The sequence below is a fragment of the Vibrio sp. V01_P9A10T6 genome (assembly GCF_963877065.1).
Taxonomy (GTDB): Bacteria; Pseudomonadota; Gammaproteobacteria; order Enterobacterales; family Vibrionaceae; genus Vibrio; species Vibrio anguillarum.
Genome location: NZ_CAWNTB010000121.1, coordinates 1 through 25,417 on the forward strand (window position 1 = coordinate 1; position 25,417 = coordinate 25,417).

A 25,417-nucleotide genomic window follows, 5' to 3' on the forward strand; every position below is an offset into this window, starting at 1 on the left:
TGTTCCAACAGAACAACAATGAATTGACTGTGCCAAAATCAAGTAAACTTGATTCTGATTGGTCACTCAGTTCATTGATAAATCTTTTTTGATTATCATCAACGAGTGCCCACACAGATTGATAGGTTTATATTGTTAAAGAGCGTTCTTCTCTGGCTTGCCGAGGCTTCCTTTGAAGAGGCGGCCATTCTAGCGAGATAATGAAAAGTGTCAAACACTTTATTAAATTATTTCGTCTTACTGATTTGACCTACTGATTGGCTGGCTAATTGGGCTTGAACCCTTACTGGCTGTGCCGTGTCAATGAGGCGGCATTATAGAGATCGCCGTCACGTTGGCAACCCCTTTTTGCTGTTTTTTTTGATTTTCTATTTGTTGGGATAATTTTTATTCAAAAAGAGTTGTTTTGACGCTATTTCTGTTTAATTTATCTTATGGCGTCAGTTATTAAAGGAGACGAGCATGTCATCAATTCGTAGTTATAAAGGAATATCCCCACAAATCGGACAGCGCGTCTATATAGATAGTAGCTCGGTGTTGGTTGGCGATATTGTTTTAGGCGATGATTCCAGCATATGGCCATTGGTTGCAGCCAGAGGCGATGTAAACCATATTCACATTGGCCAACGTAGCAACATTCAAGATGGCAGCGTACTGCACGTGACTCATAAAAACACCGAAAACCCGGATGGTTTTCCACTTATTATTGGCGATGACGTCACAATTGGCCATAAAGTGATGCTGCATGGTTGCGTAATCCATGATCGAGTCTTAATTGGCATGGGAGCAATTGTGCTCGATGGCGTAGTCGTTGAGTCGGAGGTGATGGTTGGAGCTGGCAGTTTAGTGCCACCAAACAAGGTATTGGTTAGCGGCTATCTTTATGTAGGATCCCCAGTGAAACAGATCCGCCCGCTAACAGATAAAGAGCGAGCTTTTTTGCTTAAATCTTCCGACAACTATGTGCAGAACAAAAATGACTATCTTACGAGTGTCAAAGAAAGCCATTAACTAAGCTTTAATCTCTATTTGTCCATCTAAATTGAACGCTTCATCTTCAATCAAGCTTTCAGCAAGCTCTTCAAGGTCAAATCGCCATTGTTCAAAAACTTGAATAGCTTGCTCACCGTTAGTAATCATTTCACCAGACAGATGGCTCAGTACTGACTTGTGTACTGTACACTCGAGCAAAGCTCCCGCGTGTTGAGCAGGAAAAAGTACGCTTTGGCTTGCCGAGTGCCACGTTTGTCGGTCAGGAAATAAAATCGCTTGATTCATGATTAGCCTTCTAGATTTTTTCTCAGTTCTCTCAATATTTGTCGAGAACCCGGCCTGAGTCCGCGCCATAGCATAAAGCTCTCCGCAGCTTGCCCAACCAACATCCCCAAACCATCATAAGCATGAGCGCAATGATGACTTAATGCCCACTGATTGAATGTTGTTAATCCTTTGCCATACATCATGTCATAGGCCACACTGCTCTTACTGAAGATCGTCGGAGCGATATTTGGCAATTCACCATCTAAACTAGCCGAGGTCGAGTTAATGATGAGGTCAAAATGCTGATTAATCTCTTCCAGCGCGATTGCATTTACCGCGCCAAAGGGACTAAAAAGCGTGGCGAGCTGCTCGGCTTTTGCAAAGGTGCGGTTGGTAATCACGATACTTGTAGGGTGCTGATCGAGTAAGGGCTTAATCACGCCGCGCGCCGCGCCGCCAGCACCAATCACTAAAATGGAAGCGTCTCGTAGTGGCACTTGGTACTGAAGCAGATCTTGAACCAGCCCTTCACCATCAGTGTTATCACCGATGATTTCGCCATCATCTAATTTTTTCAGTGTATTGACCGCGCCTGCAAGTTGAGCTCGCTCGGTTAATCGATCCGCAAACTGATACGCTTCTTCTTTAAAAGGCACGGTAATGTTGCACCCTCGGCCACCGGAGGCAAAAAAGGTTTCAGCCGCTTGTTTAAAGCCATCTAGAGCCGCGAGTTGAACGGTATAGTGCATTTCCTGACTGGTTTGCCGTGCAAAAAGTGTGTGGATCATCGGCGACTTACTGTGCCCAATCGGATTACCAAATACTGCATATTGATCAATGTGCTGAGCCATATCCTTGCCTCTCGATAATTAACAGGGCCACCTCGGCGCCCCTATCATTGAAAATGTACCGCTGTCACCACTCCCTCGGCAGCAAGAAGGTGTTTAATTTCGCCTCTGCGCTGCCCTCTTCCGCTTGATAACGATATTGCCAACGAGCTAATGGCGGCATCGACATTAAAATCGATTCCGTTCGACCGCCACTTTGCAAACCAAACAATGTGCCGCGATCATACACTAAGTTGAACTCTACATAGCGACCACGGCGATAAAGTTGAAACTGGCGCTCTCTGTCACCGTACTCCATCGCTTGGCGACGTTCAACAATCGGCAAATACGCAGCGGTGTATCCTTTACCGACAGCTTGCATATAAGCAAAACAGCGCTCAAATCCCCAAGCGTTTAAATCATCGAAAAATAGGCCACCAATACCGCGCGTTTCATTGCGATGAGGGAGGAAGAAATACTCATCGCACCACGATTTATGTTCGGCATACACTTTTTCACCAAAAGGAACACACAGTGCTTTCGCTGTGGCATGCCATGATTGAGCATCTTCTTCAAACGGATAGAAAGGCGTTAAGTCAAATCCTCCGCCAAACCACCAGATAGGATCTTCGCCTTCTTTTTCAGCGATGAAGAAACGAACATTGGCATGAGAAGTCGGAACATAGGGATTGTTTGGATGCATCACCAAAGAAACCCCCATCGCTTCAAAATGACGTCCAGCTAATTCAGGGCGATGCGCGGTCGCTGAAGCGGGCATTTGCTGCCCTTGCACATGCGAGAAATTCACGCCGCCTTGTTCAAAAACACGGCCTTCTTTCATCACTCGAGTTCGCCCACCGCCTCCCAAACGCTCACTCGGTTCGCGATGCCATGCATCTTCTTCAAACAGTGCTTGGCCATCCGCTTGTTCAAGTTGCTGGCAAATGGAATCTTGCAGCTCAAGCAAAAATTGTTTGACGGCTTGCTTATCAATGGTTGGCATCGCTTACTTCCTTAGCAGGGTTAACCCTGTCTTAATACTTGTGAGGTTTTCGCGTCACGAATTTCACTGGGCTTATTTCGACCACCGGTTTGACCATCTAAAATCGCAACCAGTTGCTCACCCAGTTGCGATTCAACTTCTTCCGTTGTCAGGCAAGGTGCAAGACCACTTAAATTCGCACTGGTCGAGGTTAATGGTTTTCCAAACGCATTGCATAGCTTTTGCACTAAAGGATGATCTGTCACACGTACGGCTATTGAATCAAATTGCCCACTCACCCAAGTAGAGACTTTATTACTGGTCGGCATTATCCATGTCACAGGGCCAGGCCAGGTGGCATGTACTCGTGCGATCTGCTCTGATGTCAACTGGCTCTCATCAATATAAGGAAGCAATTGTTCGTAAGAGGCCGCAATTAAAATCAACCCCTTTTCCACAGGACGCTGCTTGAGCGCTAAGAGCTTCTGAATGGCTTGCGGGTTATCTGGGTCACACCCAACCCCAAACACGCCTTCCGTTGGGTAGGCAATTACTTCACCGTCACGTAGAGCCTGCAAAGTGTGTTCAAAGTTATTCACAAAAACTGTCCATCGGTTTCTTTAATACAGTGCGGCTAAGTGTACAAACTTCGTTGAAAACTGGCTAAAGCTATTTGTTTATAAAATGTATCAATTGCACAATTAAGCTGACGCAAACGTTTTCCTAAGGAAAAAATACTCGTATAATGCGCGCAAATTATCCCGATCACCCCATTTTTAGAAGTATTAAGGAGTTTGAGATGAAAGTCGGAATTATCATGGGTTCAAAATCCGATTGGCCCACAATGAAGCTAGCTGCTGACATGTTGGATCAATTTGGTGTGGCATACGAAACCAAAGTTGTCTCTGCTCACCGCACACCTCAACTTCTTGCCGATTACGCCACCAGCGCAAGAGAACGCGGCCTTAAAGTCATCATAGCTGGCGCAGGCGGAGCCGCACACCTGCCGGGCATGACGGCAGCGTTTACTAGCTTGCCGGTACTTGGCGTTCCCGTTCAGTCAAAGGCACTCAAAGGGATGGACTCTTTACTCTCGATTGTGCAAATGCCAAAAGGGATTGCGGTAGGCACCTTAGCTATTGGAGAAGCAGGCGCGGCCAATGCTGGGCTGCTTGCCGCGCAAATCATCGGCACCAGTGATGAGGCCGTCATGGAAAAAGTGGAAGCATTTCGTTTAGCACAAACTGAAGCGGTGTTGAGCCACCCTAACCCTGCAGAGGATTGATACTATGCACGTTTTAGTCTTGGGCGCTGGGCAACTGGCACGCATGATGGCGCTGGCTGGCGCTCCTCTGAACATTCAAATCTCCGCTTTTGATGTGGGCAGCGGTAACATCGTCCATCCTTTGACATTACACATCACTGGTCATGGTTTAGACAATGCGATCAAACAAGCGGATGTCATTACTGCTGAATTTGAGCATATTCCCCATGAAATTCTCACCGTTTGTGAGCAAAGTGGTAAGTTTCTTCCTAGCGTCGAAGCCATTAAAGCCGGAGGCGATCGCCGTCTTGAAAAAGCGCTACTCGATGAAGCCAACGCAAAAAATGCCCAATACTTTGTCATTAATACTCGTGAAGATTTAGATGCCGCGATAACTAACATCGGCCTGCCTATGGTTCTAAAAAGTGCACTGGGTGGCTATGACGGAAAGGGGCAATGGCGTTTAAAAGAAGCTTCACAAGCAGAGCTCATTTGGCCAGAAATGGAAGCCTGTATCCAAGCCACTCCGACTCAAGCGATAGTGGCAGAGCAGTTTGTCCCCTTTGATCGTGAAGTCTCCTTAGTCGGCGCGCGTGCCAAAGATGGCAGCATCGCGGTTTACCCGCTGGCAGAAAATGTGCACATTAACGGTGTACTAAGTTTATCAACGGCGATAAATGACCCAGCCTTGCAAGAGCAAGCACTGTCGATGTTTACCTCGGTTGCCGCTCGTCTCAATTATGTCGGTGTGCTAGCGCTCGAGTTTTTTGATGTGCAGGGAACATTGTTGGTGAATGAAATTGCACCACGAGTCCATAACTCTGGTCACTGGACACAGCAAGGCGCAGAAACCTGTCAATTTGAGAATCACCTTCGCGCAGTATGTGGCTTACCTTTAGGCAGCACGAAGTTACTTCGCCCAACCGCGATGATTAATATTTTGGGTGAGGACAATTTACCAGAAGCCGTGATGGCGATTGAAGGCTGCCACATTCATTGGTATGGCAAAGAGAAACGTGCTGGGCGCAAAATGGGCCATATTAATGTCAGTGCAGATTACAACGCGCAGTTGCAACGAACGCTCTGTCGCTTGGCTGAAGTACTTGATGCGACAACGTATCCAGCCTTGCACCATTTTGTTCAAGCGATCAAGCCGACGCTCTAAAACAAACCTAATTGACGATAAATACGGATAAAAAATGGCACGTTCAATGTGCCATTTTCATATGCCGTCACTTTACTCTGTGGCGGATTGAATATGACCACATTTTCGATCAGCACATTGCAGCTTAATACCACTGGCGAGTTTTTTCTCTATCAATAATCCAAACCCACATTTTTCGCATTTACCGGCAACAGGTTGCTGATTAACGGCAAACTTGCATTTAGGGTAATTATCGCAAGCATGAAAAGTTTTACCATGGCGCGTTTTTCGCTCCACTAAATGGCCTTTCAAACATTCAGGGCAAAGCTGTTTTGACTGAGGGACATTGTCTGCAGAGGAATCTGTATCTTGGATATGGTGGCAATGCGGATAATGACTACACCCGATAAACATGCCATAACGACCTTGGCGTAACACTAATTCATGGCCACACTCTGGGCATGGCACACCCAACTCCTTAACGATATGACCATCATTTTGCTGCAGCGGTTTAATATAGTCACAATTGGGATAATGGTTACAGCCTAAAAACAGACCATGCTTACCCTGACGAAGCTGTAATTGGCCACCACATTGCGGACAAGGCTCATGCTGCAGCGCTTGTCCATGCGCAGAAAAAAGGGGGGACTCGGTTTTACGACTCATAATGCTCAACTAAACGAACGGCTGCAATCAATGCAAAATACCTTGATCTTTGGTGTATAGCAGCTCTTCCATAAGCGTGTAAGCATTTTCATTTCCCGGTACATTAAATAGCACCATCAAAATGATCCACTTTAAGTCATCCAATTCAAATTCATTGGTTTCTAAACCCATCACTCGATCAATAACCATTTCACGAATTTCAGGGGTTAATACTTTCACTTGTTCGAGGAACAATAAAAAACCTCGGCTTTCAAGATCCAGCCTGTCCATCTCTTGTGCTGTATACATCCGCATCGAAGTCGCAGCACTGGTTGCCATCGCTGAATGAGCATCGGTTTGTTGCAATGCCGCAAGCTCTTCTAACCAATTGAGGGCCTTATAGATATCTTTCTGGTGAAAACCGGCTCGAAGCAATTCATCTTCAAGCTCATCTTGATCGACTTGCAAATCTACATCGCTATGGACGTAGGTTTCAAATAGATACATCAATATATCCATCATCATAGCTAACCCTTCCCCTTACGAATATAGCCGCCAGAAACGGCAACAACATGACCTGAAAGCTCAAGTTCTAAAAGCTGCATCATGACTTCATGGACAGGTATATGGGTCCTGCTCGCAAGAATATCAACAGGCGTAGCCTCTACTCCTACGTTAGCTAACAGTTCAGCAAATGGCAATTGCTGATCGCTCTGTACAGAAAATAAATCAGGTTGAGGCTGCTTTTGGCGCAATGACCAGTCTACTAAGGTGCCAATTTCAGATAATACTTGTTCACTGTTTTGCACCAAGCACGCCCCACAACGAATAAGTTGATTACTACCGTGGCAATTTGGGTTAGCAATGGAGCCCGGAATAACAAACACATCTCGCCCTTGCTCAGCCGCATAGCGCGCCGTGATCAACGAGCCACTTTTCTCCGCCGCCTCCACCACTAAAACACCAACCGCTAACCCACTGATAATGCGATTTCGCCGCGGAAAGTTATCTGGCCTTGGTTTGGCTTTGGGACGAAATTCCGAGACTAATGCTCCGCTTTCCATCACCCGTTGCGCTAATTTTTTATGTCGCGCTGGGTAAATAGATTCAAGGCCCGAACCGAGCACGGCTATCGTCTCACCACCCGCTTGCAACGCACCGTCATGAGCATGTCCATCAATACCTAATGCCAAACCACTGGTAACAAGCAAGCCCTGTTGCACAAATTCTCGCGCAAACTGATGAGCAACTCGTTGGCCATCAGGGCTCGCATTACGACTGCCGACGATCGCCATTTGCGGATCAGAGAGTGCTGTTATTCGTCCTTTGACAAATAAAACCGGAGGTGCGGTAACAATTTCTTTTAGTAACGAAGGGTAACCATCGCAAAATGGAGTAAGGATGTGATGAGACTCATTAGCTTGCTGCCAACTTAGGCATTCTTCAACTTCTTGAGGGGCCGTCTCGCGCAGATAACGGATTTGATCTTGAACTAGACCCAACGCAGCTAACTCCCGCTCGGAATAGTCAATTAAATGAGCAAGAGAAGCGACGCTAGCAAGACGAGAAAGTTTCTTGCCACCCAATTTTGGCACAAAGCTGAATGCTAGCCACGCCGCTAATTCGTTCTGCTCCATCAGCTTGCGGTATCATCCTTAACCACCGAGTCCGTATCGGCTTGTTCATTTGGCTCGATTGTTAGCTCTGGTTTGAGCGGCGAAACCGCGATTACACTTTTACCAATCGGCACGCGGCTATCGGTAATCAAAGCCAAACTAAAATGTTCATAAGGTCGAATGACCATCAAACTGCCCACCAAGCTGCTTGGTAATTGCAGGGTTTCATCAAGGTTCTGTTGGTGCTGTCCTTTCTTTCCAGACACTTTAGAACCGGCTTGAATCAAATCAAACATCGTCCCTTGACGCAGTTGATCTGCAAGGCCTTTATCGATCACAACTACCTGATTCTGCGCCGAATACTCACTACCCTCCAACGATCCTAGGATATGCGTTTCAGCTTGTAGTCGCGATGGCGATGGGAAAAAAGTGGTTGAAAGCGTTAAGGTTTCGACGCCCACTTCAGGTAGGGCAATATCATTGACTCTTATCTCTTGTTGCTGTGCGGTGATGGTTAGCCCGCTAAAAGCCTCATCGGCGGAGACCAATTCACCAGAAGCAATCAAACGCAAAGCAACCATAGTTTTATTTTTCGCGGCAGCATCATGACGAGAAAACTCAGCGATTTCACGATAAATACCCCATTTGGGGTGAGTCTGTTGCCCGCTTATGTAGAGCGTATCTTGCGCCGTCAGATATTGTTTACCGTCGCTGGCACCGAGCACACGCTGGCTTTCTTGTAATGTTTGCTTATCCAGTAAGCGATCCGTATGCAGATACGGCAACACCAATCCCTCTTGCACCGTCGGAACCGCTTTTTTCTCAAGCACACGCACTTTCGGACTCAACTTGACCATAGGTTTTAAACTCAACACCGGCTGTCCGTTACGCCAGACTAAGGTCAGCTTATCGCCGGGATAAATCAAATGCGGGTTATCGATCTCTGGGTTAATTTGCCATAAACGTGGCCACAACCACGGGTTATCAAGATAGAGCGCAGAAATATCCCACAAGGTATCTCCTTTGACGACCGTGTATGTCTGCGGGGCATTTGCTTTGACGGTGAGCGCCATATCCTCCGCCGCCAACGCATTAACGACCAGTGACAACGGTAAAAACACACACACTAAATAACGAATAAATCGTGACATGACCTCTGTTCCTTGGCCGAAATAAGTAAGGATGAATCAGATTATTAACATTTGGATGCTGTCATTTGGGTCATAAAATGTCTAGAATTGAGCCAACAAGCTTTAAGCTGTTTCGGCACAGTTCAATATTTCGAGTGTATATGTCTGTATTACAAGTATTAACATTCCCAGATGATCGTCTTCGTACCGTGGCAAAACCGGTAGAGAAAGTGACACCTGAGATCCAAAAAATCGTCGATGACATGATTGAGACTATGTACGACGAGGACGGTATCGGCCTTGCCGCAACGCAAGTCGATATTCACCAACGCATCGTTGTGATCGATATTTCAGAGAGTCGCGACCAGCCAATGGTTCTGATTAACCCTGAAATCTTAGACAAACGCGGTGAAGATGGCATTGAAGAAGGCTGTCTGTCGGTCCCGGGCTCACGCGCCCTTGTTCCTCGCGCAGCAGAAGTCACAGTCAAAGCGTTAGATCGTGATGGCAACGAATTCTCATTTGAAGCGGATGACCTTTTAGCCATTTGTGTTCAACACGAGCTTGATCACTTACAAGGCAAACTGTTTGTGGATTACCTTTCGCCATTAAAGCGTAAGCGTATTAGAGATAAGCTAGAGAAAATCAAACGCTATAACGAAAAAAACTAACTTAAGTGAGGTTACCTTGAGCCAATCATTACGCATTGTGTTTGCAGGTACTCCGGACTTCGCCGCCCGTCATTTGGCGGCGTTGTTGTCTTCGGAGCATGAAGTTATCGCGGTGTACACTAAACCAGATAGCCCGGCAGGACGCGGTAAAAAACTGACCGCCAGTCCAGTGAAACAGATGGCCGTTGAGCACAATATTGCTGTGTATCAACCAGAGAACTTTAAGAGCGACGAAGCCAAGCAAGCGCTCGCCGATCTCAACGCAGATTTAATGGTAGTGGTCGCCTACGGATTACTGCTACCGAAGGCCGTACTTGATATGCCAAGGCTTGGCTGTATTAACGTACACGGTTCCATTCTGCCACGGTGGCGTGGTGCCGCACCGATCCAACGCTCGATCTGGGCGGGAGACAGTGAAACGGGTGTAACCATCATGCAAATGGATGTCGGCCTAGATACGGGCGATATGCTCAAAATTGCTAAGCTGCCGATTGAGGCAACAGACACTAGCGCTTCTATGTATGACAAACTGGCCGAGCTAGGCCCACAAGCGTTGGTAGAATGCATCGCCGATATCGCCAGTGGCAAAGCGATTGCCACTCAACAAGATGATACATTGGCTAACTACGCACAAAAACTTAGCAAAGAAGAAGCCAAAATCGATTGGTCAGCGGATGCCGCTTTTATTGAACGCTGCGTGCGCGCTTTCAATCCATGGCCAATGAGCCATTTTTATGTGGCTGAGAACAGCATTAAAGTGTGGCAAAGTCGCGTTGAAGCACAAACCAGCGACCACCCTTCAGGCACGATTGTTCAAGCCGATAAATCGGGTATTTATGTGGCAACCGGCAACGGCTTACTGGTGCTTGAGCAGTTGCAGGTGCCGGGCAAAAAAGCAATGTCAGTGCAAGACATTCTCAATTCGCGCGCAAGCTGGTTTGAAGTCGGTACACAACTTAGCTAAACCTTAACGAGGGCAGAGATGCCCTCATTGATTTTCATTTATTTAAAGTCGGTACTTCTATGAATGTTCGCGCAGCTGCGGCTAACGTGTTGTTTCAAGTGGTTGATAAAGGCCACTCACTTTCTCACGCACTTCCTGCGGCGCAAAAAACCATCCGCCCAAGAGACCACGCTCTGTTGCAAGAGATCTGCTATGGGGCTTTGCGTTATTTGCCTCGTTTGGAATCAATTGCCAATGAGCTAATGGACAACCCACTGAAAGGGAAAAAGCGGGTTTTTCACCATCTTATTTTAGTTGGTATCTACCAATTGAGCTTTATGCGCATTCCCGCTCACGCCGCAGTAGCCGAGACGGTTGAAGGCACCAAAACATTGCGCGGTGAAAATTTAGGTGGGCTAATCAACGCCGTATTGCGCAGCTACTTGCGCGATCAAGAAGCACTGGACGCTATCGCCGTTAGCCACAACGCAGGCAAATATGGCCACCCAAGTTGGCTACTTAAACTGTTACAACAAGCGTACCCAGAACAGTGGGAAACGGTTGTGCAAGCCAACAATCAAAAAGCGCCAATGTGGTTGCGCGTCAACCGTCAGCACCACACTCGTGATGAATATCTTGCACTACTAGCTAGCGAAAATATCGAGTGCAGCGTGCACTCTCACGCCGCTGACGCAATAAAACTCACTGTACCTTGCGATGTAACGCTTTTACCCGGTTTTGATCGTGGTTGGGTATCGGTGCAAGATGCCGCTGCGCAGCTAGCGATTGACTACCTTCAACCTAAAGCAGGCGAGCTGATTTTAGATTGCTGCGCCGCCCCAGGGGGTAAAACCGCGCACATCCTGGAGCACACACACGATACTGAAGTGGTTGCGATTGACAGCGATGCAACCCGTCTTGAACGCGTCTATGACAACTTAGAACGCCTGCAACTTCGCGCTGATGTGATCTGCGGTGATGCTCGTTATCCTGAAGAGTGGTGGCATGGCGAACAATTTGACCGAATTTTATTAGATGCACCTTGCTCTGCCACTGGGGTTATTCGCCGTCATCCAGACATCAAATGGCTACGTCGTGGTAGCGATATTGAGGCATTGGCTCAATTACAAAGCGAAATACTGGACGCAATGTGGAAGCAATTAAAAGTCGGTGGCACTATGGTTTACGCAACCTGCTCAGTCACTCCACAAGAAAACAGCTTGCAGGTCAAAGCCTTCTTAAAACGAACTCATAACGCTCAATTAGTGGGTTCCGATCGTGAGCAGCCGGGGCGTCAGATACTCCCCGGAGAAGAAGATATGGACGGTTTTTACTACGCAGTATTAACCAAACAAGCGTAAATTCGACGCACATTGGCAGCATTATTACTGCCTTTTCAGTGGCCGATATTCGGCAGGTAGAAAGAGAACAGAGTATGAAAATCATTATTCTTGGTGCAGGTCAGGTCGGTGGCACACTGGCCGAAAACTTGGTCGGCGAGAACAATGACATCACCATTGTCGACAAAAATAGTGACCGCTTGCGCGAGCTGCAAGACAAGTACGATTTGCGGGTGATTCATGGCCACGCCAGCCACCCTGATGTACTGCGTGAAGCGGGCGCACAGGACGCGGACATGCTGGTTGCGGTCACTAATACCGACGAAACCAACATGGCGGCATGCCAGGTGGCGTTCTCTTTGTTTAATACGCCCAACCGAATTGCGCGTATTCGTTCTCCTGAATATCTGCTTGAAAAAGAGACTTTGTTTCAGTCAGGCGCGATCCCGGTGGATCACCTTATCGCCCCTGAAGAGCTAGTGACGAGCTATATTGAACGGTTGATCCAATACCCCGGCGCACTGCAAGTGGTGAGTTTTGCCGAAGAAAAAGTGAGCCTAGTGGCTGTGAAAGCTTACTACGGCGGGCCATTGGTGGGTAATGCTCTTTCAGCGCTGCGTGAACACATGCCGCACATTGATACCCGCGTCGCGGCCATTTTCCGCCAAGGTCGGCCGATTCGCCCGCAAGGCACTACCATTATTGAAGCTGACGATGAAGTGTTCTTCGTGGCCGCCAGTAATCATATTCGCTCGGTCATGAGTGAGCTACAGCGGCTGGAAAAAACCTATCGCCGTATCATGATTGTTGGCGGGGGTAACATTGGGGCAAGCTTAGCCAAACGTTTAGAGCACAGCTACAGCGTTAAACTGATTGAGCGTAATTACCCACGTGCAGAGCAGTTATCGGAAGAGTTAGAAAACACCATAGTATTTTGTGGTGATGCAGCGGACCAAGAGCTGCTAGCAGAAGAGAACATCGACCAAGTTGATGTATTTATTGCGCTCACCAACGAAGATGAAACCAACATCATGTCCGCCATGCTCGCCAAGCGTATGGGCGCGAAAAAAGTGATGGTACTTATCCAGCGTGGCGCGTATGTCGACCTCGTACAAGGCGGCGTAATTGATGTCGCGATTTCACCCCAACAAGCCACCATTTCCGCACTGCTGACTCACGTACGTCGTGCCGATATCGTTAACGTATCTTCGCTACGCCGTGGCGCGGCAGAAGCGATTGAGGCAATTGCACATGGCGACCAAAACACCTCTAAAGTGGTGGGACGCGCAGTGGGAGATATTAAACTGCCACCGGGCACAACCATTGGCGCGATTGTGCGTGGCGAAGAAGTGTTAATCGCCCATGACCGCACTATTATCGAGCAAGATGATCACGTGGTGATGTTCTTAGTGGATAAAAAGTACGTGCCCGATGTGGAAGCCTTGTTCCAACCTAGCCCATTTTTCCTATAGGTCATTGGCGTCATGCTAAATTTACGCCCCATTTCATTCGTTATAGGACTCGTGCTGTCTAAGCTCGCCCTATTTATGTATGTGCCGACACTGGTCGCTTTTTTTACCGGTACGGGTGGCTTCCTTGATTTTGCTCAAGCGGTCATCATCACTCATATTGTCGCCTTTATCTGCTTAAGCTTGGGGCGTACCGCGCACTTTAAGCTCAGCGTGCGCGATATGTTTCTCATCACCAGCTTAGTGTGGACGGTTGCCAGCGCTTTCGCGGCGCTCCCTTTCGTCTTTATCAACCACATCAGCTTTACCGACGCCTACTTTGAAACCATGTCAGGGTTAACCACTACAGGTTCAACCGTGCTCAGTGGCCTTGATAATATGCCGCCCAGCATCTTGTTGTGGCGTTCTATTCTGCAATGGCTTGGTGGGGTTGGGTTTATCGTAATGGCGGTAGCGGTATTACCAATGCTCAATGTGGGTGGGATGAAATTGTTCCAAACCGAATCGTCTGATTGGTCCGATAAAAGTAGCCCACGCGCCAAAACTGTCGCGAAAAATATTGTGCTGGTCTATTTGGTACTGACCTTACTGTGCTTGATTGGCTACATCCTCACTGGCATGACGCTTTTTGAAGCGATCAACCACTCATTCACCACCTTGTCGACTGGTGGATATTCCACCTCCGACGGTTCGATGAACCACTTCTCAAACGGTGCACATTGGGTAGCAACGCTGTTTATGTTTTTGGGGGGCTTGCCCTTTCTACTGTTTGTCGCTGCGGCCCGAAAACAAAATATCAAAGTGATCATAAAAGACGCACAAGTTCGCGGATTTGCTTATCTTTTCCTAATTGCCAGTCTCATCATTGCGTTGTGGCTGAATCTCAAACTAGGTTACTACTGGTTGGACGCCCTGCGAGTGGCGATGTTTAATATCGTTTCAGTGGTCACGACTACTGGTTTTGGTTTGGAAGATTTCACCGCCTGGGGCGCACTGCCAAGCACGCTGTTCATCTTCTTAATGGCAGCAGGAGCTTGTTCCGGCTCAACCTCTGGTGGGATTAAAGTGTTCCGCTTCCAAATTGCGATGACGCTGCTCAATAAACAAATTATGAAGTTGGTCCATCCCTCAGGCATCTTCGTACAGCGCTATAATCATCGTCCGGTTAATGATGATATTGTCCGCTCAGTCGTCGCTTTTGGTTTAACCTTTTTCATCACTGTCATTGCTATCGCAGGCGCGCTCAGTGCAATGGGCCTTGATCCTGTCACCAGCATTTCAGGTTCCATCACCGCAGTGGCCAACGTTGGTCCCGGAATGGGCTCGGTGATTGGTCCAACGGGCAACTTCGCACCACTGCCTGACGCAGCAAAGTGGGTTCTGAGCTTAGGGATGTTGATGGGGCGTTTAGAAATTTTGACGATTATCGTTCTGTTTTTCCCTGCATTTTGGCGACGTTAAGATGAAGACAATACCTGTGATAATGATGCTGTTAAGCATGACAGCAAGCGCCGTATCTTGCGCGCAATTTCTGACCTTAGAAGATGGCCGCCAAGTGAAACTCAATGATGATTTCACATGGCAATATGTTGAACCGCTATCAATGTCGCCGGAAACCACCATTCACGCGGCCCCTATTGCCCCAAAAAACCGAGCGACCACCTTTGAGATGGGGAGTGAAAAACCGATTTTACAACTGTCGGATTCTGGAGTGGAAGTGGTACTCGGCGCGGCTTACTACCAAGGAGATACACTCGTTATCCCAACAGCCATCACCAATCAAAGCTCGCAATCTGTCATTGCGGTAGTGCTCAGCATCACTCTTTATGACGAGCAAGGTCAACTGCTACTCACTCAGCAGTTACCCATTTGGCAATCCATTAAACGGATGGCTGATAGCTATTTACGCCCACAAACTCAAGCGCAAGGAAAGCCGGTTACCCTTCAGGTTGATCGCCAGCAAGGCTATCAAATTTCGACCAACATTGAGCGGGTTGAAATGCGTTAAGCACTTACTGGGTGAACAAAAAGGTAAACCGCAAAGAAGTGACAAGCACTGCCACCTAGCACGAATAAATGCCAAATCGCATGGTTATAGGGAATGCGTTTCGCTACATAAAAAATCACCCCGAGCGAATAGACCAAACCACCAACAGCAAGTAGCACCAAACCACCGACCTCGATATTGAGGGCCAGTTGGTAGATCACAACCAAGGATAACCACCCCATCGCCAAATAAGTCACTAGTGAGAACTTTTTAAAACGGTAGACAAAGGCAATTTTCATGATGATACCGAGCAGCGCCAGCAGCCAGATCACCACCATAAGACCTATCGCCAAAGGAGTGCGAAGGCTAACCAACAAAAAGGGTGTGTAACTTCCGGCAATCAGTAGATAAATGGCACAGTGGTCGAACGTTTTTAGCCAGCGTTTGGCTTTCGGTGTCGCAACGGAGTGATACAGAGTTGAAGCAAGGAATAACGCTATCATGCTGCCACCATAGAGACTCATGCTGATATAAGTCAATGCATCGGCCTGCGCACTTGTTGCCTTGATCAGCAGCAAGACTAAACCAACAAAACTAAGCAATAGCCCCAAACCATGACTCAGTGCATTCGCCCGTTCTTCACCAGCACCATAGCCGTCATTGTCAACAGCAGACATAAACACCATACCAAAAGCAACAAAATGTGGGCTTAGTATTACACACTTCAGCTTACAGTTGTAAGCCTAAATGCAGATTTCGTAACGAACGGGTATCAAGGAGAGCGATAAATCGCGAGTTTTTTGTAAACGACATAGGTACCTCCTATTTAACAAAACGCGATGCAATGCCGATCAGATGACAAACTCAACCAAGCATCTCACACAATTTTAAGCTTTATTTGCAAGAATATTCATCTCAACAATCGTTCAACTATCGATCAATTCAAAACTTGGTGCTAATCTAACTACGATATGAAAGCATATCGTTATTCCTGAATCATTATTTGGATTGGCGAGAGCCAGAAGAGCCACCCTTCAATTATGAAGCTCAACTCATGGTGATTCAGGCCATTAGATTGGCAATGGATGTGCCTGACCGTTAGGTTAATGAATGCGCCCAACAGCTGTCAGGTTTTCGCACACAAACCGTAGTGCAATGCGTCGTCGTAGTGGTTTTGCTGCTGCTCCGATTGCAAAAAAAGTCGCTCCAGCAATGACTTTAGTTGAAAAAAATGCCCTTACTGCATCGAGCACAACTAATGTTGTTCAGGCAGCATAATTAAAAAGCGCAGCTAAACCCTGCGCTTTTTCTTTGCGCTCAATTGGACTTCAATCCGCAATTTGATACCTTTACTCAAAATACTTATAAAAATTGGGGAAAAGAGAATGCAATGTCATCGAATTGAAGAGCTAATTGAACTACTTGCGCCTGAATGGCAAAAAGATCAGCAGCTCAACTTAGTGCAATTCATCACCAAACTGGCTCAAGAAGCGGGTTATAAAGGACCTTTAGAAGCGCTTACAGATGATGTATTGATCTACCATCTAAAAATGCGCAACAGCGCCAAAGACGAAATGATTCCTGGCCTGAAGAAAGATCAGGAAGATGATTTTAAAACAGCCATTTTACGCGCGCGTGGCATCATAAAATGATGTAGCCCCTGTGATAGTGATCAAGATAGCGGCCTTATTAGGTCGCTTTTTTATTATTAGCGATAAGCCTCACGAGTTGAGGCTTTATTGTTAAAGGTTGATAGTGTTAAAGAAATAAAATTGTTATTGGCGTTATACTTGCCGCTTAATAAATAAAGATTGAACAATGATAATTTCTCATCTTGGTATTGTACCCAAAGAGAAAACAGCAATGTCGCAGAGTGTGAACTAAAAGAAATCACACCTTACAGCCCAACAAGGATCATTTCATGAGTCAGGACAAAATCGATATAAAGGATGTGACTCCTAAAATATTCAACCCCAAAACTCACAAAGGCCACGGTGACCGTTTTAACCCCAGCAACCGTATTTATGTGCGCGAAAGTAAAGGTACTTATCAACAACTCCGCCGCTATGGTGGCTGGTTTTTACTGCTGCTTTTTACTTTAGTACCGTGGATCTCTTATGGTGATCGCCAAGCGATTTTGCTCGATATCGGCCATCAGCAATTTAACTTTTTCGGCACCACACTTTACCCACAAGACCTAACTCTACTGGCCCTGTTGTTTATGATTGCGGCATTCGGCCTGTTTTTTATTACCACTTTTCTTGGCCGTATCTGGTGTGGCTATCTGTGCCCGCAAACTGTGTGGACATTTATCTACATTTGGTTTGAAGAAAAACTCGAAGGCGCCGCCAATAAACGCCGCAAGCAGGACTCAGGAAAACTCACCGCTAATCTTGCTATAAGAAAAGCCATCAAACACATTGCTTGGCTGGCGATTGCACTCGGTACTGGTTTTACTTTTGTCGGCTATTTCGTCCCGGTACGCGAACTCGTGGTGAACTTTTTCACACTCGATGAAAGTTTCTGGCCCGTCTTCTGGGTACTCTTTTTCACCCTTTGTACTTACGGAAATGCAGGCTGGATGCGTTCGATCGTCTGCATCCATATGTGTCCTTATGCTCGCTTTCAGTCTGCGATGTTTGACAAAGATACCTTTATTGTTGGCTATGACAGCAAACGCGGTGAAACTCGTGGGCCACGCGCTCGTAAAGCCGATCACAAAGCACTCGGTTTAGGTGACTGCATTGATTGTGATTTGTGCGTACAAGTGTGTCCGACTGGCATCGATATTCGTGATGGCTTGCAGTACGAATGCATTAACTGCGGTGCTTGTATTGATGCGTGCGATACCACGATGGAACGTATGGGCTATGAAAAAGGGCTCATCAGCTATACCACAGAACACCGCCTCTCCGGCCACCACACCAAAATACTCAGGCCTAAATTGCTCGGTTATGGCACGGTACTGCTGGTGATGTTTGGCTTATTCATCGCTCAAGTAGCCAGTGTTGATCCGGTCGGCTTAAGTGTATTGCGTGATAGAAACCAGCTATTTAAAACCAACAGCAATGGTGAAATTGAGAACACTTACACCTTGAAAGTCATCAACAAAACTCAGCAAACGCAAGAGTATAAGCTTGACGTGAAAGGGCTATCGGACGTCTCTTGGTATGGTAAACAAACCATTCAAGTCAAACCAGGAGAGGTATTGAACCTACCAACCAGCCTTGGCGTCGCTCCTGACAAACTCAGCTCTCCTATAGCGACGATTCAGTTTATACTCACGGACAGTAACCAATTCACGATAGAAGTTGAGAGCCGGTTTATTAATAAACTCTAACTTCGTAACGAATGGAAAAGGGCTCAGTAATGGGCCCTTTTTAATCATGACCAAAGCTTCTTTCCATTTTGATGCACTCACCCCTGATACCATGTGGTATGCCTTAGAAAGCATCGGCATTCGTGCTGAATCAGGATTTCTGGCACTCAACAGTTACGAAAACCGCGTTTATCAATTCATCGATGAAGAACGCCAACGCTATGTGGTGAAATTCTATCGACCTCAGCGCTGGAGTGTTGAGCAAATTCAAGAGGAGCACGATTTCACACGCGAGCTGTACGCGGCGGAAATTCCGATTGCTGAGCCATTGCTCATCAACGGTGCAACCTTACATCACTATCAGGGCTATCATTTCGCGCTGTTTAACAGTGTGGGTGGGCGGCAGTTTGAAGTGGACAATATGGACCAATTAGAAGGCGTGGGCCGGTTTCTTGGACGCATTCATCACATCAGTGCCACTCGTACATTTGTTCATCGCCCGACCATCAGCTTAGATGAGTATCTTTATCAACCCAAACAGCTATTGGAAAATGCGTCCTTTATACCTCAGCACTTGCAAAATACCTTTTTCAGTGACTTATCGTTATTGATCAACAAAATTGAACAGCAATGGCCAGCAAAATCCACGGCCATCCGCTTGCATGGTGATTGCCATCCAGGCAATATTTTGTGGCGAGATGGGCCTATGTTTGTCGATTTAGACGATGCTCGCAATGGACCAGCAGTACAGGATTTGTGGATGCTACTCAATGGCGAATTGCAAGATAAGCGAATGCAGTTGGACATTATCTTAGAGTCGTATCAAGAGTTTCACGATTTTAATCCAGCCGAATTGAAACTAATTGAACCGTTACGCGGTCTACGAATGGTGCATTACATGGCATGGTTGGCCAAACGATGGCAGGACCCTGCTTTTCCACTCGCCTTCCCTTGGTTTAATGACCCTAAATATTGGGAAAGCCAAGTGCTTGCGTTTAAAGAACAAATAGCAGCATTAGACGAGCCTACGCTCTCACTAATGCCACAATGGTAAGTCACCTTGAAGCAATAAATGGAGTATACAATGAAGAAGCTTTTTGCACTGGTTGCAACCTTACTGCTGAGCTTATCGGCTCATGCAGCCCAATTTAAAGAAGGTGAGCATTACAAAGTGCTTGATCTTGAACCCTCTAAAAATCCAACCGTGACGGAGTTTTTCTCCTTTTACTGCCCACACTGCAATACCTTTGAGCCGATCATCGCCCAACTGAAAAAGCAGCTCCCACAAGGGGTTACTCTGCAGAAAAACCATGTTTCTTTTATGGGTGGCTCTATGGGTAAATCAATGAGTAAAGCTTACGCCACCATGCTTGCCCTCAAAGTTGAAGACAAAATGGTGCCCGTGATGTTTAACCGCATCCACACGATGCGTAAACCACCAAGAGATGATGCTGATCTACGTCAAATCTTCCTAGACGAAGGTATTGATGCAGCAAAATTTGATGCCGCCTTTAATGGTTTTGCCGTCGATTCAATGGTGCGCCGCTTTGACAAACAGTTCCAAGAAAGCGGCCTTTCAGGTGTGCCTGCTGTCGTGGTTAACAATCATTATTTGGTGCAGGGACAAGGTGTTAAATCGACCAATGAATACTTCGAACTGGTCAATTACCTACTGACCAAGTAATCATTCAAAAATGAGGAGCAAAGGCTCCTCATTTTTACTTAATCAAGTTCAACCTTGCAGCGCTTTCTCATACAACCAATATTGAAACACAAGCCATCACAGCACAAAACTGTGTATGCCTAAGACAAAGCTCACTCTTCATTCATAAAACGGTCAGATTAGTTTTATCGTGTCGTCATCCAAGTTTATTCATATACTTAACCACTATTGAATCAAAGTATGGAAACTCCTAATGAATAAATACCTGTCCATGACGCTTGTTAGCGCTCTGGCTTTTCATGTATCTGCCGAACTGGCTCCAGAAACAGGTTTAAGTGGTGAGATTGCCATTAATACTATTTTTGCATCTTCCCAATCATCATTTGATACGGGTGGAGATGAGCGTATTACATCACTCGAAACAAAGAGTAGCCGGCAGTCAAACTTTGCCGTTGGGCCTTTGGGTAACCTTGCTTACACCTTCGGGGACAAACGTCAACAACAGGTTTATCTAGGCACCTCACGTGATGATATTGCCGTCGGCACTTTAGCGCTTCAGTTGGGGTATCAATATGAGATGGAGACAGGTACCGTGGTTGATGTGGCTTTTTTGCCGACCGTGATGTCTGGAAAAACCTGGGCTAACCCTTACCAACTAAACAGTCAGCGCCAAGAAACCGATGAGTCAGGAAATGCCTACCGATTAACATTCAATAGTATTCAAGGCAGCCCATGGACTATCGATGTCGCTTACGCGACCAAAGAGATCGACAACGATCAGTTTCCAAGCCCTGAACTGGCTCGTGATGGTAAAAGTTACTACCTAAAAGGGCAGTACCGTTACTCTCTGAGCCCAACCAGTTTGTTACAGCCCTCCATCACTTATATCAACCACCAAGCGGATGGCGACGCCAATACTCATCACTCTTACGCCGCCGATCTCTCCTACTTCACGTTTATCAATAGCCATAAACTGGCGCTGACCGCTGGTTATACCAAGCGCGACTATCAAGGTGGAAACTCACTGTTTAATCACACTGTGCGTAATGACGATGAACTGAGCCTATTCTTCGCGTACGAATACAGCCAATTTATGGATTGGGATGATTGGTCATTAATCGCTTTAGCCGGTTATAACCAATCGAGCTCAAACCTCTCGTTTTACGACGAATCGTCTCTCTTTACAGCGCTAGGGTTAAATTACCAATTTTAAGTTCATTACACCGCTTGTGCGGTCAGTTGTTTCAACAAGCGGTCCATCGCTCGATAGCCGAGCGCTTCCGCTAGATGGGGCTTAGCAATCTGCTCGGCCCCTTCTAAATCAGCAATCGTACGCGCCACTTTGATAATGCGATGATACGCGCGGATGGAGAGCCCTAGGCGGTGCAGTGCATTTTCCAAAAATTCGGCGTCAGCTTTAGTTAAAGGGCAATACTGTTCAATTTCTCGGCTCCCTAACAAAGCATTAACCTTACCATTACGAATCACCATCCGTTCACGAGCAATCAGCACTCTTTCTTTAACCACAGCCGTTGCTTCACCTCTTTCGCCGCCATTTGCCAGCATTCCTTTGGGAAGCGAGGGGATTTCTATCGACATGTCAAAGCGATCAAGCAATGGCCCCGATAAGCGTCCCAAATAGCGCAAAATACTCTGCGGGTTGGCTCTGGCTTGCGTGCCTTCGTAATAGCCGGTTGGGCTGGGGTTCAACGCCCCCACTAATTGAAAGCGAGCTGGAAAGCGCGTTTTACCTTGCGCTCTTGAGATAATAATTTCACCCGACTCTAAAGGTTCACGCAGTGAGTCGAGCACTTTTCGTTCAAATTCCGGCATTTCATCAAGAAACAATAACCCATTGTGTGCCAAAGAAATTTCCCCCGGCCTCGGAATAGAACCGCCACCGACCAGCGCCGCCATTGAACTGGAATGATGAGGCGAGCGAAATGGCCTTTGCTTCCAGTTGTGCTGGTTAATGTCTTGTGGAGTCAGAGAAGCAACCGAAGCGGTTTCCATCGCTTCATCCTCATTCATTTCTGGTAATAAATCACACAACCGAGAGGCAAGCATGGTTTTACCCGTTCCGGGTGGACCGAGAAAAAGCAGGTTATGGTTGCCCGCGGCTGCGATTTCTAACGCTCGCTTTCCTTGCTGTTGACCAATGATATCTTGCAGATCGCGAGTATTTTTCGCTCGGCATGGTTTAGGTTCGGTTTGAAAAAGAGAGAGGGTTTGCTGGCCACACAAATCAGCACACACCTCAAGCAGCGTTTGCGCCGATTTATGCTGATCCTTTGCCACTAACGCGGCTTGATCACCATTACCATGAGGCACCACCAAACAGCGCTTGGCTCGATTCGCAGCTAAAGCGGCGGGTAACACACCTTTAACAGGACGCAACTCACCAGATAAGGCTAATTCACCAATAAACTCATACCCATCTAACTTCGTTAGCGCTATCTGCTGTGAGGCTGCCAAAATCCCCAACGCGATCGGTAAATCAAATCGACCACCCTCTTTGGGGAGATCCGCAGGGGCTAGATTGACCGTAATACGCTTGGCGGGAAACTCAAAGCGGGAATTAATGATAGCGCTGCGCACGCGATCACGAGACTCTTTGACCGTCGTTTCTGGCAAGCCGACCAACGTAAAACCGGGCATACCATTGCTAATATGTACTTCAACTGTCACTGTCGGTGCTTGCACGCCAACACTGGCTCGGCTGTGAATAATTGCGAGTCCCATTTCATTCCTTCGTGGTTGTTTAAAAAGTGTTCGTTCTGTTTCTGCGCCCTTATTTGCACACGAGAGATTGTTATATAGCTTGTTGTGATGCTGAAAGAATGTGAAAAAAGAATGAGTTTTTGCTTGTCATTTAACGGAATTGTGTGTTACCACTAGAGACGCAAACAATTTCGTAAGATATTACGCCAACTATTTTAAGAATTAAGTGATGAATTTGAACGCTCACATTAACCTACTACTAAGCCTGATTATCGTGGTCATTATTGATTCCGCGCGGGGGCTAGTGGGCGCAAAATAACCACCAGATTCAAAAGACCCCCGCACTGAAAAGTCCGGGGGTTTTTTTACAACTATTAAACTAAAAAGTTCATACTGGTTGGCGATTATCCAACCCGATATGACAGGAAGAATGGGAGCGCACATGAAGTGCAAACACAACATGGTTTACTGTGCCATACACAGTTTGGGAGGGTTATGATGACAGGAGCACAACTGGTTGTAGCCGCATTAAAGCAGCAGGGAATCAAAACCGTTTTTGGTTATCCCGGCGGCGCTATCATGCCAATCTATGATGCATTATACGATGGCGGTGTAGAACACATCCTCTGTCGCCACGAACAAGGTGCAGCCATGGCGGCGATTGGCATGGCGCGCTCGACACAAGATGTCGCGGTGTGCATGGCCACCTCAGGACCCGGAGCGACCAATTTGGTCACCGGTCTTGCCGATGCATTTCTTGACTCAATCCCCCTTGTCGCCATCACTGGCCAAGTCGCAAGCTCACACATTGGTACCGATGCTTTTCAAGAGATGGACGTGATTGGTATGTCACTCTCTTGCACCAAACACAGCTACCTCGTTACCGATATCCACGATCTCGCACCCACCCTTGCCGAAGCCTTTGAGGTAGCGAAAGCGGGTCGCCCCGGCCCGGTGATTGTGGATATCGCTAAAGATGTACAACTGGCAAAAACCCCCGTGACTGAGCTACCTGCGTTCACTGCGCCAGCCATGCCAGTTGCCAGCCAAGAGCAGCTTCACGCAGCGCAACAACTGCTTTCACAAAGCTCTCGTCCTGTATTGTATGTTGGCGGTGGCGTTCAACTGGCCAAAGCGACCGATTCCGTACGCGAGTTTTTACGCCTCAATCCGATGCCATCAGTAAGTACCTTAAAAGGCTTGGGCACGATTGAGCGCCATGACCCGCACTACCTTGGCATGCTTGGTATGCATGGGACTAAGGCGGCAAACTTGGTCGTTCAAGAGTGTGATTTGTTGATTGTGGTTGGAGCGCGCTTTGATGACCGAGTAACGGGAAAACTGGATACTTTTGCACCACACGCCAAAGTGATTCATATCGATATCGATGCGGCCGAGTTTAATAAACTCCGTATCGCCAATGCGTCACTACGTGGTGACATCAATCTCATTCTTCCACAACTGGAACTGACGCGTGATATCGCACCGTGGGTTCACCACAGTGAAAGTTTGCGCAGTGGCTTTAAGTGGCGCTATGACCACCCGGGCGATCTCATTTTTGCACCATTGTTACTCAAACAACTGTCCGACATGATGCCCGATTCAGCCATCGTCTCAACCGACGTTGGCCAACATCAAATGTGGGCCGCGCAGCACATTCAGCCGCGTGCTCCACAGAACTTCATCACCTCAGCTGGCCTTGGAACTATGGGCTTTGGGTTGCCCGCCTCAATGGGCGCTGCCGTTGCTCGCCCAGATGATCAATCCATTCTCATTTCTGGGGATGGCTCGTTCATGATGAATGTTCAAGAACTTGGTACGCTCAAGCGCCGCCAAATCCCGGTCAAGATGGTACTACTGAACAACCACCGTTTGGGTATGGTGCGCCAATGGCAATCGCTGTTCTTTGATGGCCGCCATAGTGAAACAATTTTGGATGACAACCCAGATTTCGTGATGCTAGCTAAGGCGTTCGATATTCCTGGCAAAACCATCACCAAAAAAGAAGAAGTTGAACCGGCACTTAAAGAAATGCTGGCCAGCAAAACAGCTTATCTGCTTCACGTTTTGATTGATGAAGAAGAAAACGTATGGCCGCTTGTACCACCGGGCGCCTCAAATAGTGATATGTTGGAGAACACCTAATGGATAGATACCTATTAGACATCAAAGCCGATGATAAACCGGTGCTATTAGAGCGTGTTCTGCGCGTGATTCGCCATCGTGGATTTGTGATAAAACAAGTGGCCGCAACGCAAAACCACGCCAGCAAAGTCGCCAGTGTTGAAATCATTGTTGATAGTGATCGCCCCATCAGCACACTGATCAATCAAATTGAAAAATTATGGGATATTCGCAGTGTCGATGTCACCCCAATAAAAAATAACGAACTACCGAATAACAATTTACAACAAAAGATTTGTGCATAAGGAAGGC

The 25,417-nt window shown here is 47.0% G+C and carries 27 protein-coding genes; 17 read left to right on the plus strand and 10 right to left on the minus strand.

The features are described from left to right. The first annotated feature begins 462 nt into the window (after positions 1-462). Positions 463-1,011 (plus strand): gamma carbonic anhydrase family protein, encoded by a 549-nt coding sequence (locus AACQ21_RS06550; protein WP_013855523.1) that lies wholly within the window; start codon positions 463-465, stop codon positions 1,009-1,011. Here the strand turns inward: AACQ21_RS06550 and AACQ21_RS06555 are convergent, their stop codons facing one another. From AACQ21_RS06555 to AACQ21_RS06570, 4 genes are all read right to left on the minus strand, one after another. Beyond that, on the minus strand, positions 1,012-1,278 hold the full coding sequence (locus AACQ21_RS06555; protein ID WP_010319906.1) for a DUF1488 family protein: 267 nt from the start codon (positions 1,276-1,278) through the stop codon (positions 1,012-1,014). Between the two features lie 2 nt (positions 1,279-1,280). Continuing rightward, positions 1,281-2,111, minus strand: a complete 831-nt coding sequence (gene aroE / locus AACQ21_RS06560) for a shikimate dehydrogenase (protein WP_105976458.1) — start codon at positions 2,109-2,111, stop codon at positions 1,281-1,283. 64 nt (positions 2,112-2,175) lie between these two features. Then, entirely contained in the window at positions 2,176-3,090 is a 915-nt protein-coding gene (gene hemF / locus AACQ21_RS06565; protein ID WP_010319908.1) for an oxygen-dependent coproporphyrinogen oxidase, read from the minus strand. Positions 3,091-3,110: 20 nt separating this feature from the next. Further along, on the minus strand, positions 3,111-3,668 hold the full coding sequence (locus AACQ21_RS06570; protein ID WP_105976459.1) for an L-threonylcarbamoyladenylate synthase: 558 nt from the start codon (positions 3,666-3,668) through the stop codon (positions 3,111-3,113). Positions 3,669-3,868: 200 nt separating this feature from the next. On the opposite strand from AACQ21_RS06570, the gene purE reads away from it, so the two are divergent. Beyond that, positions 3,869-4,354 (plus strand): 5-(carboxyamino)imidazole ribonucleotide mutase, encoded by a 486-nt coding sequence (purE, locus tag AACQ21_RS06575; RefSeq protein ID WP_105976460.1) that lies wholly within the window; start codon positions 3,869-3,871, stop codon positions 4,352-4,354. Positions 4,355-4,358: 4 nt separating this feature from the next. Beyond that, positions 4,359-5,498 (plus strand): 5-(carboxyamino)imidazole ribonucleotide synthase, encoded by a 1,140-nt coding sequence (locus tag AACQ21_RS06580; RefSeq protein ID WP_105976461.1) that lies wholly within the window; start codon positions 4,359-4,361, stop codon positions 5,496-5,498. Positions 5,499-5,570: 72 nt separating this feature from the next. On the opposite strand, the gene AACQ21_RS06585 is transcribed toward AACQ21_RS06580, so the two are convergent. From AACQ21_RS06585 to AACQ21_RS06600, 4 genes are read right to left on the minus strand one after another with little or no spacing between them, the layout of a single operon-like run. Continuing rightward, positions 5,571-6,143 carry a DNA topoisomerase family protein gene (locus AACQ21_RS06585; RefSeq protein ID WP_181185522.1) on the minus strand — a complete coding sequence of 191 codons (573 nt, stop codon included), beginning with the start codon at positions 6,141-6,143 and terminating at the stop codon, positions 5,571-5,573. Positions 6,144-6,170: 27 nt separating this feature from the next. Next, positions 6,171-6,647: a DUF494 family protein gene (locus AACQ21_RS06590; protein WP_013855530.1), complete on the minus strand. Its 477-nt coding sequence runs from the start codon at positions 6,645-6,647 to the stop codon at positions 6,171-6,173. A gap of 2 nt (positions 6,648-6,649) precedes the next feature. Then, positions 6,650-7,759 (minus strand): DNA-processing protein DprA, encoded by a 1,110-nt coding sequence (gene dprA / locus AACQ21_RS06595; RefSeq protein ID WP_105976463.1) that lies wholly within the window; start codon positions 7,757-7,759, stop codon positions 6,650-6,652. Then, positions 7,759-8,889, minus strand: a complete 1,131-nt coding sequence (locus AACQ21_RS06600) for a LysM peptidoglycan-binding domain-containing protein (protein WP_105976464.1) — start codon at positions 8,887-8,889, stop codon at positions 7,759-7,761. Before AACQ21_RS06600 ends, dprA begins: the two co-directional genes overlap by 1 nt. A gap of 140 nt (positions 8,890-9,029) precedes the next feature. Here AACQ21_RS06600 and def point away from each other — a divergent pair, with 140 nt between their 5' ends. The 6 genes from def to AACQ21_RS06630 all read left to right on the plus strand — a co-directional run bounded on the left by def (position 9,030) and on the right by AACQ21_RS06630 (position 15,299). Next, positions 9,030-9,539 carry a peptide deformylase gene (gene def / locus AACQ21_RS06605; protein ID WP_212752657.1) on the plus strand — a complete coding sequence of 170 codons (510 nt, stop codon included), beginning with the start codon at positions 9,030-9,032 and terminating at the stop codon, positions 9,537-9,539. 16 nt (positions 9,540-9,555) lie between these two features. Beyond that, a complete protein-coding gene (fmt, locus tag AACQ21_RS06610) occupies positions 9,556-10,503 on the plus strand; it encodes a methionyl-tRNA formyltransferase (RefSeq protein WP_105976466.1) in 948 nt (315 codons plus the stop codon). 59 nt (positions 10,504-10,562) lie between these two features. Next, a complete protein-coding gene (rsmB, locus tag AACQ21_RS06615; RefSeq protein ID WP_105976467.1) occupies positions 10,563-11,843 on the plus strand; it encodes a 16S rRNA (cytosine(967)-C(5))-methyltransferase RsmB in 1,281 nt (426 codons plus the stop codon). A gap of 74 nt (positions 11,844-11,917) precedes the next feature. Next, a complete protein-coding gene (trkA, locus tag AACQ21_RS06620; protein WP_026027554.1) occupies positions 11,918-13,294 on the plus strand; it encodes a Trk system potassium transporter TrkA in 1,377 nt (458 codons plus the stop codon). 12 nt (positions 13,295-13,306) lie between these two features. Continuing rightward, entirely contained in the window at positions 13,307-14,752 is a 1,446-nt protein-coding gene (locus AACQ21_RS06625; RefSeq protein WP_017043680.1) for a TrkH family potassium uptake protein, read from the plus strand. A 1-nt stretch (position 14,753) separates the two neighbouring features. Further along, the gene (locus AACQ21_RS06630; RefSeq protein WP_105976468.1) at positions 14,754-15,299 is read left to right on the plus strand and encodes a DUF3157 family protein; all 546 of its coding nucleotides are present in this window, start codon (positions 14,754-14,756) and stop codon (positions 15,297-15,299) included. Here the strand turns inward: AACQ21_RS06630 and trhA are convergent. Further along, positions 15,296-15,955, minus strand: coding sequence for a PAQR family membrane homeostasis protein TrhA (trhA, locus tag AACQ21_RS06635; protein ID WP_088720688.1), 660 nt, complete (start codon positions 15,953-15,955; stop codon positions 15,296-15,298). The two genes, AACQ21_RS06630 and trhA, sit on opposite strands and share 4 nt — an antisense overlap. Positions 15,956-16,388: 433 nt before the next feature. Here trhA and AACQ21_RS06640 point away from each other — a divergent pair, with 433 nt between their 5' ends. The 6 genes from AACQ21_RS06640 (at position 16,389) to AACQ21_RS06665 (ending at position 21,473) form a co-directional block, all read left to right on the plus strand. Continuing rightward, positions 16,389-16,556 (plus strand): hypothetical protein, encoded by a 168-nt coding sequence (locus tag AACQ21_RS06640; RefSeq protein WP_105976469.1) that lies wholly within the window; start codon positions 16,389-16,391, stop codon positions 16,554-16,556. A 107-nt stretch (positions 16,557-16,663) separates the two neighbouring features. Next, entirely contained in the window at positions 16,664-16,930 is a 267-nt protein-coding gene (locus AACQ21_RS06645; RefSeq protein WP_026028318.1) for a YihD family protein, read from the plus strand. 269 nt (positions 16,931-17,199) lie between these two features. Then, a complete protein-coding gene (ccoG, locus tag AACQ21_RS06650) occupies positions 17,200-18,618 on the plus strand; it encodes a cytochrome c oxidase accessory protein CcoG (protein WP_105976470.1) in 1,419 nt (472 codons plus the stop codon). A 46-nt stretch (positions 18,619-18,664) separates the two neighbouring features. Beyond that, a complete protein-coding gene (locus AACQ21_RS06655) occupies positions 18,665-19,651 on the plus strand; it encodes a serine/threonine protein kinase (RefSeq protein WP_105976471.1) in 987 nt (328 codons plus the stop codon). 30 nt (positions 19,652-19,681) lie between these two features. Beyond that, complete coding sequence (locus tag AACQ21_RS06660) at positions 19,682-20,281, plus strand: thiol:disulfide interchange protein DsbA/DsbL (protein WP_026028316.1); 600 nt, start codon at positions 19,682-19,684, stop codon at positions 20,279-20,281. A gap of 232 nt (positions 20,282-20,513) precedes the next feature. Then, positions 20,514-21,473 carry a DUF2860 domain-containing protein gene (locus AACQ21_RS06665; protein WP_105976472.1) on the plus strand — a complete coding sequence of 320 codons (960 nt, stop codon included), beginning with the start codon at positions 20,514-20,516 and terminating at the stop codon, positions 21,471-21,473. Positions 21,474-21,478: 5 nt separating this feature from the next. Here the strand turns inward: AACQ21_RS06665 and AACQ21_RS06670 are convergent, their stop codons facing one another. Continuing rightward, the gene (locus AACQ21_RS06670) at positions 21,479-23,002 is read right to left on the minus strand and encodes a YifB family Mg chelatase-like AAA ATPase (RefSeq protein ID WP_094125648.1); all 1,524 of its coding nucleotides are present in this window, start codon (positions 23,000-23,002) and stop codon (positions 21,479-21,481) included. 477 nt (positions 23,003-23,479) lie between these two features. Here AACQ21_RS06670 and ilvG point away from each other — a divergent pair, with 477 nt between their 5' ends. Both ilvG and ilvM read left to right on the plus strand, forming a co-directional pair. Further along, entirely contained in the window at positions 23,480-25,126 is a 1,647-nt protein-coding gene (ilvG, locus tag AACQ21_RS06675; RefSeq protein WP_017044151.1) for an acetolactate synthase 2 catalytic subunit, read from the plus strand. After that, the gene (gene ilvM / locus AACQ21_RS06680) at positions 25,126-25,410 is read left to right on the plus strand and encodes an acetolactate synthase 2 small subunit (protein ID WP_010319930.1); all 285 of its coding nucleotides are present in this window, start codon (positions 25,126-25,128) and stop codon (positions 25,408-25,410) included. The genes ilvG and ilvM overlap by 1 nt, the downstream gene beginning before the upstream one ends. Positions 25,411-25,417 lie beyond the last annotated feature (7 nt).